Source organism: Ancylobacter koreensis (assembly GCF_023016525.1).
Taxonomy (GTDB): domain Bacteria; phylum Pseudomonadota; class Alphaproteobacteria; order Rhizobiales; family Xanthobacteraceae; genus Ancylobacter; species Ancylobacter koreensis.
Genome location: NZ_JALKCG010000001.1, coordinates 167721 through 180675 on the forward strand (window position 1 = coordinate 167721; position 12955 = coordinate 180675).

General features: G+C 70.5%; 12 protein-coding genes. 7 read left to right on the forward strand and 5 right to left on the reverse strand.

What is annotated here, in order from left to right:
• Nucleotides 1-4: 4 nt before the first annotated feature.
• A complete protein-coding gene (locus MWN33_RS00775) occupies nt 5-2359 on the reverse strand; it encodes a heavy metal translocating P-type ATPase (RefSeq protein WP_247198174.1) in 2355 nt (784 codons plus the stop codon).
• A 99-nt stretch (nt 2360-2458) separates the two neighbouring features.
• Between MWN33_RS00775 and MWN33_RS00780 the strand changes: the two genes are divergently transcribed.
• Both MWN33_RS00780 and MWN33_RS00785 read left to right on the forward strand, forming a co-directional pair.
• On the forward strand, nt 2459-2920 hold the full coding sequence (locus MWN33_RS00780) for a MerR family transcriptional regulator (protein ID WP_247198175.1): 462 nt from the start codon (nt 2459-2461) through the stop codon (nt 2918-2920).
• Between the two features lie 198 nt (nt 2921-3118).
• Nucleotides 3119-4093 carry a Bug family tripartite tricarboxylate transporter substrate binding protein gene (locus MWN33_RS00785; RefSeq protein ID WP_247198176.1) on the forward strand — a complete coding sequence of 325 codons (975 nt, stop codon included), beginning with the start codon at nt 3119-3121 and terminating at the stop codon, nt 4091-4093.
• A gap of 6 nt (nt 4094-4099) precedes the next feature.
• Here the strand turns inward: MWN33_RS00785 and MWN33_RS00790 are convergent, their stop codons facing one another.
• Nucleotides 4100-5014, reverse strand: a complete 915-nt coding sequence (locus tag MWN33_RS00790) for a LysR family transcriptional regulator (RefSeq protein WP_247198177.1) — start codon at nt 5012-5014, stop codon at nt 4100-4102.
• Nucleotides 5015-5147: 133 nt separating this feature from the next.
• Between MWN33_RS00790 and MWN33_RS00795 the strand changes: the two genes are divergently transcribed.
• From MWN33_RS00795 to MWN33_RS00805, 3 genes are all read left to right on the forward strand, one after another.
• Entirely contained in the window at nt 5148-6638 is a 1491-nt protein-coding gene (locus MWN33_RS00795; protein WP_247198178.1) for a CoA-acylating methylmalonate-semialdehyde dehydrogenase, read from the forward strand.
• Between the two features lie 97 nt (nt 6639-6735).
• Nucleotides 6736-7443 carry a helix-turn-helix transcriptional regulator gene (locus tag MWN33_RS00800; protein WP_247198179.1) on the forward strand — a complete coding sequence of 236 codons (708 nt, stop codon included), beginning with the start codon at nt 6736-6738 and terminating at the stop codon, nt 7441-7443.
• Between the two features lie 58 nt (nt 7444-7501).
• On the forward strand, nt 7502-7876 hold the full coding sequence (locus tag MWN33_RS00805; RefSeq protein ID WP_247198180.1) for a VOC family protein: 375 nt from the start codon (nt 7502-7504) through the stop codon (nt 7874-7876).
• Nucleotides 7877-7895: 19 nt separating this feature from the next.
• Here MWN33_RS00805 and MWN33_RS00810 read toward each other — a convergent pair whose 3' ends face one another.
• Genes MWN33_RS00810 through MWN33_RS00820 form a run of 3 tightly spaced genes read right to left on the reverse strand, consistent with a single transcriptional unit; the run spans nt 7896 to nt 10898 of the window.
• A complete protein-coding gene (locus MWN33_RS00810; RefSeq protein ID WP_247198181.1) occupies nt 7896-8831 on the reverse strand; it encodes a prephenate/arogenate dehydrogenase family protein in 936 nt (311 codons plus the stop codon).
• On the reverse strand, nt 8821-9948 hold the full coding sequence (hisC, locus tag MWN33_RS00815; protein WP_247198182.1) for a histidinol-phosphate transaminase: 1128 nt from the start codon (nt 9946-9948) through the stop codon (nt 8821-8823). Before hisC ends, MWN33_RS00810 begins: the two co-directional genes overlap by 11 nt.
• Nucleotides 9949-9995: 47 nt before the next feature.
• On the reverse strand, nt 9996-10898 hold the full coding sequence (locus MWN33_RS00820; protein ID WP_247198183.1) for a chorismate mutase: 903 nt from the start codon (nt 10896-10898) through the stop codon (nt 9996-9998).
• A 156-nt stretch (nt 10899-11054) separates the two neighbouring features.
• Between MWN33_RS00820 and metX the strand changes: the two genes are divergently transcribed.
• Nucleotides 11055-12272, forward strand: a complete 1218-nt coding sequence (gene metX / locus MWN33_RS00825; RefSeq protein WP_247198184.1) for a homoserine O-acetyltransferase MetX — start codon at nt 11055-11057, stop codon at nt 12270-12272.
• A gap of 50 nt (nt 12273-12322) precedes the next feature.
• On the forward strand, nt 12323-12955 hold the full coding sequence (metW, locus tag MWN33_RS00830; RefSeq protein WP_247199746.1) for a methionine biosynthesis protein MetW: 633 nt from the start codon (nt 12323-12325) through the stop codon (nt 12953-12955).

Below are 12955 nucleotides of genomic sequence, written 5' to 3' on the forward strand. Positions count from 1 at the left end.
GGCGCTACCCTTGCTTGCGCCCCAGCAGCCGCAGCGCGTTGGCCGTTACCAGCACCGTCGCGCCGGTGTCGGCGAGGATCGCCGGCCAAAGGCCGGTGATGCCGGCGATGGTGGTGACGAGGAACACCGCCTTCAACCCCAGCGCCAGCGTGATGTTCTGGTGGATGTTGCGCATGGTGGCGCGCGACAGGTCGATCATCGCCGCCACGTCGCCGACCCGCCCGTGCAGCACGGCGGCGTCCGCCGTCTCCAGCGCGACGTCGGTGCCCCCGCCCATGGCGATGCCGACATCGGCGGCCGCCAGCGCCGGGGCGTCGTTGATGCCGTCGCCGACCTTGGCGACGACGAGCCCCTGCGCCTTCAGCTCGCCGACGATGCGCTGCTTGTCCGCCGGCATCAGCCCGGCGCGCACCTCGATGCCGAGATCGGCGCCGATGGCCTTCGCCGTGCGCTCATTGTCGCCGGTCAGCATCACCGTGCGGATGCCGGCCGCGCTCAGCGCGGCGAGTCCCGACGCCGCGTCCGGGCGCGGCTCGTCGCGCATGGCGATGAGGCCGGCGGCGCGCCCGTCCGCCAGCAGGACGGCGACCGTCTTGCCGGCATCGTTCAGCGCGTGGATGGCGCTTTCCTGCCCGGCCGCCAGCGGCGCGCGGCTGCCGGCTGCCTTGGGCGAGCCCAGGAACAACGCCACGCCGGCCACCGTGCCGCTCACCCCCTCGCCGCCCAGCGCACCGGCCGCGCTCACCGGCGGCACGTCGAGCCCGCGCGCGGCGGCCTCGTTCAGGATCGCGCTCGCCAGCGGATGGGTGGAGCCGGCCTCCAGCGCCGCCGCGCGGGCCAGCAGGGTCGCCTCGTCGCCGTCGAAGGCAATGAGGTCCGTCACCTTCGGCTTGCCCTCGGTGAGTGTGCCGGTCTTGTCGAGCGCCACCGCGTTCACCGTGCGCAGCACCTCCAGCACCGCGCCGCCCTTGATCAGCAGGCCGCGCCGCGCACCGGAGGCCAGCCCCGCCGCGATGGCGGCCGGCGTCGAGATGACCAGCGCGCAGGGGCAGCCGATCAGCAGCAGGGCGAGGCCCTTGTAGATCCACTCGTCCCATGCCGCGCCGAAGAGGAGCGGCGGCACCACCGCCACAAGCGCGCCGAGCAGGACGACGAAGGGCGTGTACCAGCGGGCGAAGCGGTCGATGAAACGCTCGGTCGGCGCCTTGCTCTCCTGCGCCTCCTCCACGAGGCGCACCACGCGGGCGATGGTGTTGTCGGACGGCTCGGTGGTGGTGCGCACGGTCAGCACCGCCTCGGCATTAACCGTGCCGGCGAAGACCGGATCGCCTGGCGCCTTGGCGACCGGCACGCTCTCGCCGGTCAGCGGCGCCTCGTTCACCGAGCCGGCGCCCTCCAGCACCTCGCCGTCGGCGGGTATGCGCTCGCCGGGCCGCACGAGGATGACGTCGCCGACGTTCAGGCTGTCAGCCGGCACCTCGCGGGTGAAAGCGCCCTGGATAAGGCGAGCCGTCTTCGGCACGAGGTCGGTGAGCGCGCGGATCGACTCGCGCGCCCGCCCGGCGGCGACGCCTTCCAGCAGTTCGCCGACGAGGAACAGGAACACCACGGCGGCCGCCTCTTCCGACGCGCCGATGATCACCGCGCCGACGGCGGCGATGGTCATCAGCGTCTCGATGGAAAAGGGCGTGCCGGACAGCGCCGCCATCAGCGCGCGGCGGGCGATCGGCACCAGACCGATGGAGAGCGCGGCGATGAAGATCCACGGGTCGAGGCCGGGGAAGAAATGGCCGAGCCCGTAGGCGCCCGCCAGCGCGGCGCCGCAGACAAGGGTCAGGCGCGCCTTGCCGGTCCTCCACCACGGCACATCGCCCGGCAGGTGGCTGTGGCCGCTCTCGCGCGCGGCCCGCGCCGGCGCAGCAGAATCCACGCCAGAATCCCGGCCGCGCTCATGCTCGTGTTCCGCATGGTCGTGTTCCGCATGATCATGCCCATGGGCGTGGCCGCCACAGCATGAGTCGTGCGCGCCATGGTTGTGGGCACCGCAGCCGTCGCCATGCGCGTGATCGTGGCCGTGGGAGTGACCGTGCTCATGGTCGTGACTGTGAGCCCCGTGCGGCGCCAGCGGCGCCGCGCCGGCGGCGACGGTGAGCCGGAAGATGCCGTAGCCGAGCCCGGTCACGCGCTTTTCCAGCAGGCCGAGATCGGCGTCCTCATGCGCGACGGTGAGCGTACCGGCGGTCACCGATACCGACACCTCCTCCACGCCCTTCACCCGCCGCACGGCCGTGTCGATCTTCGTCGCGCAGGAGGCGCAATCCATTCCCTCGATGCGGTAGCGGGTCTTCACGGCGGACATGATGCGGCTCCTGTGCGGACCGGGCGTCGTCGCGGACACCCTTGTCAGGTCGTGGCGAGGAGCCTAATTCCTCCAGCGACTAGAGGAGCAAGAGCGGATATGACGGCGGCGGCGGGACAGTTCACCATCGGCGAGGCGGCCCGCGCGAGCGGCGTCAAGGTGCCGACCATCCGCTACTATGAGGAGATCGGCCTGCTGCCGAGCCCGCCGCGTACGGAAGGCGGACGCCGCTCCTATGGCGGGGAGGATCTGCGCCGCCTCGCCTTCATCCGCCATGCCCGCGAACTCGGCTTCGAGATCGAGGCGATCCGTACCCTGCTGCGCCTGCAGGACGAGCCGGACCAGTCCTGCGCGGCGGCGGACGCCATCGCCCGCGATCACCTCGTCGCGGTGGAGCGGCGCATCGCCAGCCTCACCGCGCTGCGGGCCGAGCTCGCGCGCATGGTGGAAGGGTGCTCGCATGGCCATGTCTCGGAGTGCCGGGTGATCGAGATTCTCGCCGATCACGGCGAGTGCCGGCACCATCACGGGGGGCGGTTGGACGCGGCAGGCGGATTGTAGTGACACGCCCGGCGAACGCGGCGTCAATAACGGTATAAAACTACCCTACATGCACGGAGAACGTGTTTCTCCGGTAACACTTTCGTCACATCGACGTCGATTGCCGCATGGTCACTTCCGCAGCGGCGCCTGAGCAACTATGCCGACATTCAAACTAACTTCGACACAATTGCGCACTCTGGCCGCCCAGCGAGTTTCATGCACCGCCGTCGCTTCATCGCCGGTCTTGCCGCGAGCAGTCTTGGCCTGTCGATGGCACGCGCCTCGACGGACCAGGGTGCGCCGGCGGCGGAGTCGGCCGGCGTACCTTTGACGATCCTGCTGCCGGTGCCGGACGGCGGCGGGCTCGGCCGGCTTGGCCACCGGCTGGCCGACTGCCTCGGCAACACGGAGGTCGCCTCCCTCGTCACCGAGGGGCAGCCCAGCGCGCCCCACGCGATCACCCGCTTCATCGACGATTTTTCCCGGCGCGGCGACGTCGTGCTGCTCGCCGGCGCCAGCCTGATCGGCGCCGCCATCGCCGTACGGCAGGCCACCAGCCTCGCCGATCTCACGCCGGTGGCCCGGCTGACCACGGAATATATCGGCTGCGCCGTACGGCCGGATTCCCCCTTCGCCACCCTCGCCGACCTCGTCGCCGCCATGCGCGAGACGCCGGACCGCGTGTCGTTCTGCGGCGGCTCGCGCGGCAGCTTCGACTACATCCTCGCCGCCATGATCAACCGCCATGCCGGCCTGCCGGCGCGCCAGCTGCGCTACCGCTCCTTCATCGGCGGTGTCGGCACGATCGACGCGGTGCTCGCCGGCACGCAGAGCTGTGCGTGCGGGGGGGTCGGCGAATTGCAGGACCATCTGGCGGCGGGCCGGATCAGGCTGCTCGGCCTTGCCGCGCCGCAGCGCCTGCCGGGACTGCCGGCGGCGACGCTGATCGAGCAGGGCCTCGATATCTCCCTGGCCAACTGGCGCGGCGTCTTCGCCCCGCCGGGCATCGCCGGGCCGGCGCTCGACCGGCTGATCGCCCGCATGGACGCGACGGTCGGCGGCGGCGACTGGCGGGCGACGCTGTACCGCTACAACTGGACCGGCGACTATCTCGCGGGCGAGGCCTTCGGCGCCTTCGTGCGCGAGGACACGCAACGCCTGCGGGCGCTGCTGTCGCAGTTCGGTCTTTAGCCCGCCTCAGGCGGCAGCCGGTTCGGGCGCGCGCGGCTCGGCGACGAAGCAGGCCCGCTCCTCGCGCACCTCGCCCGCGATGAAATCCTCCACCTCGCGGACGCGCCTGAGGTCGCGAATGTCGGCATGGGTCACCAGCCAGTAGGACCGGCGGAACGCCATCTCCGGCAGCAGCCGCACCAGCTCGGGATGCGCCCGCGCCGCATAGTCGTGCAGGATACCGATGCCCGCGCCCGCGCGTACCGCCTCCATCTGGCCCACCACGCTGGCGCATTCCAGTCGCCGTGCCTCGATCTCGCGGAACGCCTCGAAATAGTCGAGCGCCGGCGAATAGACGAGATCGGCGACATAGGTCACGAGAAGCCGCCCGGCGACGTCGGCGAGCGTCTCCACCGGGCCGGTGCGTTCCAGATAGCGGCGCGCGGCATAGACGCCGAGCGTGTAGTCGGTGAGCTTGCGCGCCACCAGCCGCCCTTCCGCCGGCCGCTGCAGCGTCACCGCGATGTCCACCTCCCGCTTGGGCAGCGAGAAGCTGCGCGGCAGTGGCGCGAGCTGGATTGCGAGGCTCGGGTGCTCTTCCGCCAGCCGCCCGAGGCGCGGGGCGAGGAAATAGGTGCCGAAGCCGTCCGGCGCGCCGATGCGCACCGTGCCGGCCAGCGCAAGGTCGACATTGCCGAGCGTCGACTGCGCCTGCAGCATCTCGGTCTCCACCCGCTCGGCATGGGCGAGCAGGCGCTCGCCGGCGGCGGTCAACTCGCTGCCGGTGGTGCGCCGCTCGAACAGCTTGGTGCCGAGGCTCGCCTCCAGCGCCCCGAGCCGGCGGCCCACCGTGGCATGGTCGAGCCCGAGCTGGCGGCCGGCCGCCAGCATCTGCCCCGCCCGCGCGACGGCGAGGAAGATGCGCAGGTGATCCCAGTCCATGACGTCTCCCCTTGGCGGACGGGCTCTTGTCGAAATCCCGCACAACGGTTTGGGAAACATGGTCGTTGAAGTGCAGCCATTCGACAAGCACAACGTTGGCATCGGCTCAAGGGCGAGCAAGGAGACAAAGCTCATGGCGGTCATCGGTCACTATATCGGCGGCAAGGCCGTCAACATTGCGGGCCGTACGGCGCCGGTCTTCGATCCTTCCACCGGCGCGCAGTCCGGCGAGGTTTTGCTCGCCACCGCCGCCACGGTGGGCGAGGCGGTCGCCGCCGCCGCCGCCGCCTTCCCCGGCTGGGCGGACACGCCGCCGCTGACCCGCGCCCGCATCATGTTCAAGTTCAAGGCGCTGCTGGAGCGCGACATGGACGCGCTCGCCGAGGCCATCACCCGCGAGCACGGCAAGACCTTCGAGGACGCCAAGGGCGAGGTGACGCGCGGCATCGAGGTGGTCGAGTTCGCCTGCGGCATCCCGCACCTCGTGCGCGGCGACTTCACCGAGCAGGTGGCGCGCGGCGTCGACGTGTTCTCCGCCCGCCACCCGGTCGGCGTGGTGGCCGGCATCACGCCGTTCAACTTCCCGGTCATGGTGCCGATGTGGATGTTCCCGGTGGCGCTGGCCTGCGGCAACAGCTTCGTGCTCAAGCCCTCCGAGAAGGACCCCACCCCCTCGCTGATGCTGGCCGAGCTGCTGGCCGAGGCGGGCCTGCCGGCTGGCGTGTTCAACGTGGTGCAGGGCGACAAGGAAGCCGTCGACACGCTGCTCACCCACCCCGACGTCGCCGCCGTGAGCTTCGTCGGCTCCACCGCCATCGGCGAATATGTCTACAAGACCGCCGCCGCCGCGGGTAAGCGCGCGCAGGCCCTGTGCGGCGCCAAGAACCACCTCGTCGTCATGCCCGACGCCGACCTCGACAAGACCGTCGACGCGCTGATGGGCGCGGGCTACGGCTCGGCGGGCGAGCGCTGCATGGCGGTGTCGGTGGCGGTCGCGGTGGGCGGCGTCGGCGACGCGCTGCTGGAGAAGCTCGTGCCCAAGGTGCAGGCCCTCAAGGTCGGCCCGGGCCTCGATCGCGACAGCGAGATGGGCCCGCTGGTGACGAAGGAGCACCTCGCCAAGGTGCGCGGCTATATCGACGACGGCGTCGCCGCCGGCGCGAAGCTCGTCGTCGACGGGCGCGACCTGAAGCTTCAGGGCTACGAGAACGGCTACTTCCTCGGCGGCACGCTGTTCGACGAGGTGACGCCGCAGATGAAGATCTACAAGGAGGAGATCTTCGGCCCGGTGCTCTCGGTGGTGCGCGTGCCACGCTACGACGACGCGCTCAAGCTGGTCAACGACCACGAATATGGCAACGGCGCCGCCATCTTCACCCGCGACGGCGACGCCGCCCGCGCCTTCGACCGCGACGCGAAGGCCGGCATGATCGGCATCAACGTGCCCATCCCGGTGCCGGTGGCGTTCCATTCCTTCGGCGGCTGGAAGCGCTCGATCTTCGGCGACCGCAACGTCTACGGCATGGAGGGCGTCGGCTTCTACACCAAGCTGAAGACCACCACCGCGCGCTGGCCGACCGGCATCCGCGAGGGCGCCCAGTTCGTCATGCCGACCAGCGGCTGACACGACGACCAGCTATGGCCTGCGCCGCGCGGCGTCCGTCGCGCGGCGCAGGCTGCTGCCATTATCCGGCAGTGGCGGATGCGAGTAGGATCGCCGCATGTCCCGCTCCGAGCGCCTTTTCGACCTGTTGCAGCTCCTGCGCCGCCACCGCCATCCGGTGAGCGGGCGGGTGCTCGCGGACGAGATCGGGGTGAGCCTGCGCACCCTCTACCGCGACATCGCCGCCTTGCAGGCGCAGGGCGCGACCATCGAGGGTGAGGCCGGTGCCGGCTATGTGCTGCGGCCCGGCTTCCTGCTGCCGCCGCTGATGTTTCCGCCCGAGGAGATCGAGGCGCTTGTGCTCGGCTCGCGCTGGGTGGCCGGGCGCGCGGACGGCCGGCTTGCCGAGGCGGCGCTGTCCGCCCTCGCCCGCATCGGCGCCGTGCTGCCGGTGGAACTGCGGGCCGAAATGGAAGCTTCCGCGCTGTTCGTCGCGCCCGGCGCGCCCATTCCCGCCGATTCCATCGACCCGGCCCTGCTTCGCAAGGCGATCCGCACCGAGCGCAAGCTGACCCTCGCCTATCGGGACGCCGGCGGCGTGGCGAGCGAGCGCGTCGTCTGGCCCTTCGCGCTGGCCTTCTTCGACCAGGTGCGGCTGCTGATCGGCTGGTGCGAGCTGCGCGGCGACTTCCGCAGCTTCCGCACCGACCGCATCGCGAAGGCGCTGCTGATGGAAGCGCGTTACCCCGCGCGGCGGGCGGAGCTGATCCAGCGATGGAAGCAGGCGAAGCACGCGGCCGAGGCGCAGAAGCTCGACGCATGCTGACATAAATTGGCAGCATGCCCGCCTAGGGTGCCGCCTCGATCCATCGATGGGGGCCACCATGACCGATGCCAGCAACATACTTCTCTATGTGAACGACGCGCCGGCGAGCGCCCGCTTCTATGGCGCGCTACTGGAGCGCGAGCCGGTTGAACAGAGCGCGACCTTCGCCCTGCTGCCGCTGGCGCCGGGCATGATGCTCGGCCTGTGGCAGCGCGACGGGGTGACGCCGAGGCCGCATCTGCGCGCCGGCGGCAACGAGATCGGCTTCAAGGTCGCCGATCCCGCTGCGGTCGACGCGGCCTACGAAGACTGGGCGACGAAGGGGGTGCCGATCGCCCTGCCGCCGACCGACCTCCCCTTCGGCCGCAGCTTCGTCGCGCTCGATCCCGACGGCCATCGCCTGCGCGTCTATGCGCGGAACGGGGTGCGCTAGGCGCGGGAGGCGCCGCGCCTCAATCGTGCGTGCGGCCGAAGTCGGGCGCGGCGGTCTCCTGGCCGATCTCGATGATCGAGCGGCGGATGGCGCGGGTGCGGGTGAACAGGTCGAACAGCTTGTCACCCTCGGCCCAGCGTATCGCCCGTTGCAGCGCGATCAGGTCCTCGGTGAAGCGGCCGAGCACCTCGATCACCGCCTCGCGGTTGTTGAGGAACACGTCGCGCCACATGGTCGGGTCGGAGGCGGCGATGCGGGTGAAGTCGCGGAAACCGCCCGCCGAGTACTTGATGACCTCGGACTGCGTGACCGCTTCGAGATCCGCCGCCGTGCCGACGATGTTGTAGGCGATCAGGTGCGGCACATGCGAGGTGATGGCGAGCACCAGGTCGTGGTGCTCGGGCGTCATGGTCTCGACATTGGCGCCCATCGCCGTCCACAGGGCGGCAAGGCGCTGCACCGCCGCCGGGTCCGTGCCTTCCGGCGGCGTGAGGATCGACCAGCGGTTCTTGAACAGCGCTGCAAAGCCCGCATCCGGCCCCGAATATTCCGTGCCCGCCACCGGATGCCCGGGGACGATGTGCACGTTAGCCGGCAAATGGGCGCGCAGTGCGCTGACCACCGCCCCCTTCACCGAGCCGACATCGGAGACGATGGCGTCCGGCTTCAGATGCGGCGCGATGGCGGCCGCCACCGCCCCCATGGCGCCGACCGGCACGCACAGGATCACGATATCGGCGTCGCGCACCGCCCGCTCCGGCGTCGCCGCGACGAGATCGGCGAGGCCGAGCGCCAGCGCGCGGTCGCGCACGGCCTCCGCGCCGTCATAGGCGACCAGCGTGCCGGCCAGCCCCCGCGCCTTCGCCGCGCGCAGGATGGACGAGCCGATCAGCCCGACGCCGATAATGGTGAGCCGGCCAATGATCGGAGCCGACAGCGGCGGATCAAGCACCATCGCCGGCTCCCACCTTGCCGAGGAACTCCGCCAGCACCTCGACCAGCAGGCGGTTCGCCTCCTCGGTGCCGATGGTGAGGCGCAGCGCGCCCGGCAGACCATAGGAATCCACCCGCCGCAGGATCAGCCCGCGCGCGGAAAGAAAGGCGTCGGCGTCCTTCGCGGTGCGGCCTTCCACATCGGGGAAATGCACCAGCAGGAAGTTCGTCACGCTCGGCGTCACGGTGAGGCCGAGCGCGGTGAGCTTCTCGGTCAGCCACGGCAGCCAGGTTTCGTTATGCGCGATCGCGGCCTCGACATGGGCGGTGTCCTCCACCGCCGCGGCGGCCGCGGCAAGGCCGGGCGCGGAGACGTTGAAGGCGCCCCGGATGCGGTTGATCGCGTCCACCACCTCGGCCGGCCCGTAGAGCCAGCCCACGCGCAGCGCCGCCAGGCCGTAGATCTTCGAGAAGGTGCGCAGCATGACGACGTTGGAGCAGGTCGCCACCAGTTCGATGCCGGCCTCGTAGTCGTTGCGGCGGACATATTCGGCATAGGCGGCGTCGAGCGCCAGCAGCACGTTCGGCGGCAGGCCGCGCTGGAGGCGGCGCACCTCGTCAAAGGGAATGTAGGTTCCGGTGGGGTTGTTGGGGTTGGCGAGGAACACGACGCGCGTACGCTCCGTCACCGCCGCCAGGAGCGCGTCGACATCGGTGCGGTAGTCCTTCTCCGGCGCCACCACCGGCGTCGCCCCCGCCGCCAGCGCGGCGATGCGGTAGACGAGGAAGCCGTGCTGCGAGAACAGCACCTCGTCACCCGGCCCGGCAAAGGCGCTCGCCGTCAGCATCAGCAGCTCGTCCGAGCCGGTGCCGCAGACGATGCGCGCCGGATCGAGCCCATAGGCGCCGGCGATGGTCTCGCGCAGCTTCAACGACGAGCCGTCGGGATAGAGCTCCAGCGCGTTCGCCGACTGGAACGCCGCCACCGCCTTCGGGCTCGGCCCGAGCGGGGTCTCGTTGGCGGAGAGCTTGTGCACCTTCACGCCCGCGCCACCCTGCGACTTGCCGGGCACATAGGCCTCGATGTCCAGCACGCCGGGACGCGGGACGGGACGATTGGGAAGCGGGGCGGACGACATGACGGAACTCCGGCAGGCGCTGTCGAGGCGGGAGGATTGGGAGGCGATCAGCCTTGCGGCGTGTGGGTATAGCGGCTCGCATGGCTGCCGACGAGAGCCGCCGCGCGCACCGAGACCCCGCTGGCGCGCAGGGCCGCCAGCACCGTGTCGAGGCTGGCCTCGGCATCGAGCGGGATGGAGGCGAGCAGTGCCGCGCCGTCGAGCCCGCGATCGGGCACCGCGACGATCTCGGCGAGCGGGGCGAGGGCGCGCGCCGCCTGCCCGTTCCAGCCGGAGACGTGCAGGCTCCACACCTCGACTTCCGTCACCGCGCCGTCCGTCACCGGATGGGCGATGCAGAACACCGGCAGCCCGGCGGGGTGGTCGGCCCGCTCGACGAAGGGCAGGCGGGCGATGATCTTGGGCGCGTGCTCGCCTTCCAGCGCCGTCCACCAAGCCCCCGCGCCGGGCGCGGCGAAAGCCGGCACCAGACCGAGATCGCCGCGCGAGCGCGCCACCGCCGAAACGACGCCGCCCGCCCCCATATGGCCGATGAAGGGCACGGTGAAGCCGAAATGGAAGCGTGAGGTGTCGCGCATCGCCGGCTCGCCCGAGGCGAGATCGGCATGCACGGCATAGGGCGCCTGCACATAGGTGAAGGTGGAGATGATGACGCGCCAGATGCCCTCCACCGTGTCGAGCGGCAGGATGCCCCTGTGCCGGTCGACGATGCGCCGCATCATCGACGCCTCGCGCGCCGGGCGGAAGGCGGAGCCCGACTCGGCGCCGCGCGCCCGCTTCACCGCCACCAGCCGGTCGATGATCTGGCTGCGCTCGATCAAAAGCGCGTGCATCGCCGCGTCGATCCGGTCGATCTCCTCGCGCAGCACGCCGAGATCGGCCACCGCATCGGCGGGGGCCGGGGAAATCGCGCCGGACGGCGCCGCGGGAGCATTGGCGATCTTGTCCATCGGCGGATGTCCTAGAGCATTTCAGGCCCCGGTGGAATTGCCCGATGACGCCGCGCCGCCGGCAAAATCGGCGCATGGCCGATATTGACAAGAGGCCCCTGTAGGATCATCGCATCGTCCGGTAAAAAGAACTCTTCGTCCGGTAAGACGGTTGCAATGTCCGATACCACGGTGACACCAGAGATTTCGGCCCCCGATGCCGCGCTCGACAGCTCCCGGCTGGTCGAGGCGGCGCGCGGCGAGGCGGACCATCCCCATTCAGCGCTGGTGCGCTTCGGCGCGGAGCGGCCGCTCACGCTCGATTCCGGCGCCGTGCTCACCCCCTTCCAGATCGGCTACCAGACCTATGGCACGCTGAACGCGGCGCGCTCCAACGCCATTCTGGTCTGCCACGCGCTGTCGGGCGACCAGCACGCGGCGAATGTGCATCCCGTCACCGGCAAGCCCGGCTGGTGGGAAACGCTGGTCGGCCCCGGAAAGCCGGTCGATACGGATCGGTTCTTCGTCATCTCGTCCAACGTCATCGGCGGCTGCCTCGGCAGCACCGGGCCCTCCTCCACCAATCCGGCGACCGGCCAGCCCTACGGGCTCGACTTCCCCGTGCTCACCATCGCCGACATGGTGCGCGCGCAGGCCATGCTGGTGGACCATCTCGGCATAGACCGGCTGCTCGCCGTGGTCGGCGGCTCCATGGGCGGCATGCAGGTGCTGCAATGGACGGTGAGCTATCCCGAGCGCGTGGTCGCCGCGATGCCCATCGCCACGGCGGCCCGCCACTCGGCGCAGAACATCGCCTTCCACGAGGTCGGCCGGCAGGCGGTGATGGCCGACCCGGACTGGCGGGCCGGGCGCTATCTCGCGGAGGGCACCAGCCCGCGCCGGGGCCTCGCGGTCGCGCGCATGGCCGCGCACATCACCTACATGTCGGACTCATCGCTGCACCGTAAGTTCGGCCGCAACCTGCAGGACCGCGCGGGGCGCACCTTCTCCTTCGACGCGGACTTCCAGGTGGAGAGCTATCTGCGCCACCAGGGCGAGGCGTTCGTCGACCGCTTCGACGCCAACTCCTATCTCTACGTGACGCGGGCGATGGATTATTTCGACCTGGCGTCGGACTATGGCGGCGTGCTGGCCAACGCGTTCAAGGGAACGAAGACGCGCTTCTGCCTCGTCTCCTTCACCTCGGACTGGCTGTTTACCACCGCCGATTCGCGCGCCGTGGTGCACGCGCTCAACGCCGCCGGCGCGCCGGTCTCCTTCGCCGAGATCGAGAGCGACAAGGGCCACGACGCCTTCCTGCTCGACGAGCCGGAATTCTTCGCCATCGCGCGCGGCTTCATCGATTCCGCCGCTCGCACCATCGGGGTGAACTGATGTCGCCGCCCGACCAGCCCTCCCCGGCCGCCACGGGGCGCGACCTCACCATGCGCGAGACGGTGCGCGCCCCCTCCGGCACGCGCGTCGACCTGCTGCTGATCGCCGAGATGGTGCGGCCGGGCTCGCGCGTGCTCGACGTCGGCTCGGGCGACGGTGAGCTACTGGAACTGCTCGCTACCACGCGCGGCTGCGACGCGCGCGGCATCGAACTGTCGCGCGAGGGCGTCAATGCCGGCGTGGCGCGCGGCCTCGCCATCATCCAGGGCGACGCCGACATCGACCTCGCCGACTACCCCGACAATTCCTTCGACTATGTGATCCTGTCGCAGACCATACAGGCGACGCGCCGGCCGAAATGGGTGCTGGAGCAGATGCTGCGCGTGGGCACGCGGGCCATCGTCTCCTTCCCCAATTTCGGCTTCTGGCGCATGCGGCTGGACCTTCTCGTCAACGGCAAGATGCCGAGCACCGAGAACCTGCCCTATCGCTGGCACGACACGCCGAACATCCATTTCTGCACCATCCGCGATTTCGTGGATCTGGTGGCGGAAGTCGACGCGCGCATCGACCGCGCCATCGCGCTGGACGCCTCCGGCCATCCCGTGCGGTTCAACCTGCCCTGGGCCGTGTGGAACCTGCTCGGCGAGCAGGCGGTGTTCCTGCTGTCGCGGGGGAAGTAG

Coding starts and splice junctions, on each gene's coding strand:
- MWN33_RS00775 (WP_247198174.1), bottom strand. CDS start 2,359: ATGTCCGCCGTGAAGACCCGCTACCGCATCGAGGGAATGGATTGCGCC.
- MWN33_RS00780 (WP_247198175.1), top strand. CDS start 2,459: ATGACGGCGGCGGCGGGACAGTTCACCATCGGCGAGGCGGCCCGCGCG.
- MWN33_RS00785 (WP_247198176.1), top strand. CDS start 3,119: ATGCACCGCCGTCGCTTCATCGCCGGTCTTGCCGCGAGCAGTCTTGGC.
- MWN33_RS00790 (WP_247198177.1), bottom strand. CDS start 5,014: ATGGACTGGGATCACCTGCGCATCTTCCTCGCCGTCGCGCGGGCGGGG.
- MWN33_RS00795 (WP_247198178.1), top strand. CDS start 5,148: ATGGCGGTCATCGGTCACTATATCGGCGGCAAGGCCGTCAACATTGCG.
- MWN33_RS00800 (WP_247198179.1), top strand. CDS start 6,736: ATGTCCCGCTCCGAGCGCCTTTTCGACCTGTTGCAGCTCCTGCGCCGC.
- MWN33_RS00805 (WP_247198180.1), top strand. CDS start 7,502: ATGACCGATGCCAGCAACATACTTCTCTATGTGAACGACGCGCCGGCG.
- MWN33_RS00810 (WP_247198181.1), bottom strand. CDS start 8,831: ATGGTGCTTGATCCGCCGCTGTCGGCTCCGATCATTGGCCGGCTCACC.
- hisC (WP_247198182.1), bottom strand. CDS start 9,948: ATGTCGTCCGCCCCGCTTCCCAATCGTCCCGTCCCGCGTCCCGGCGTG.
- MWN33_RS00820 (WP_247198183.1), bottom strand. CDS start 10,898: ATGGACAAGATCGCCAATGCTCCCGCGGCGCCGTCCGGCGCGATTTCC.
- metX (WP_247198184.1), top strand. CDS start 11,055: ATGTCCGATACCACGGTGACACCAGAGATTTCGGCCCCCGATGCCGCG.
- metW (WP_247199746.1), top strand. CDS start 12,323: ATGCGCGAGACGGTGCGCGCCCCCTCCGGCACGCGCGTCGACCTGCTG.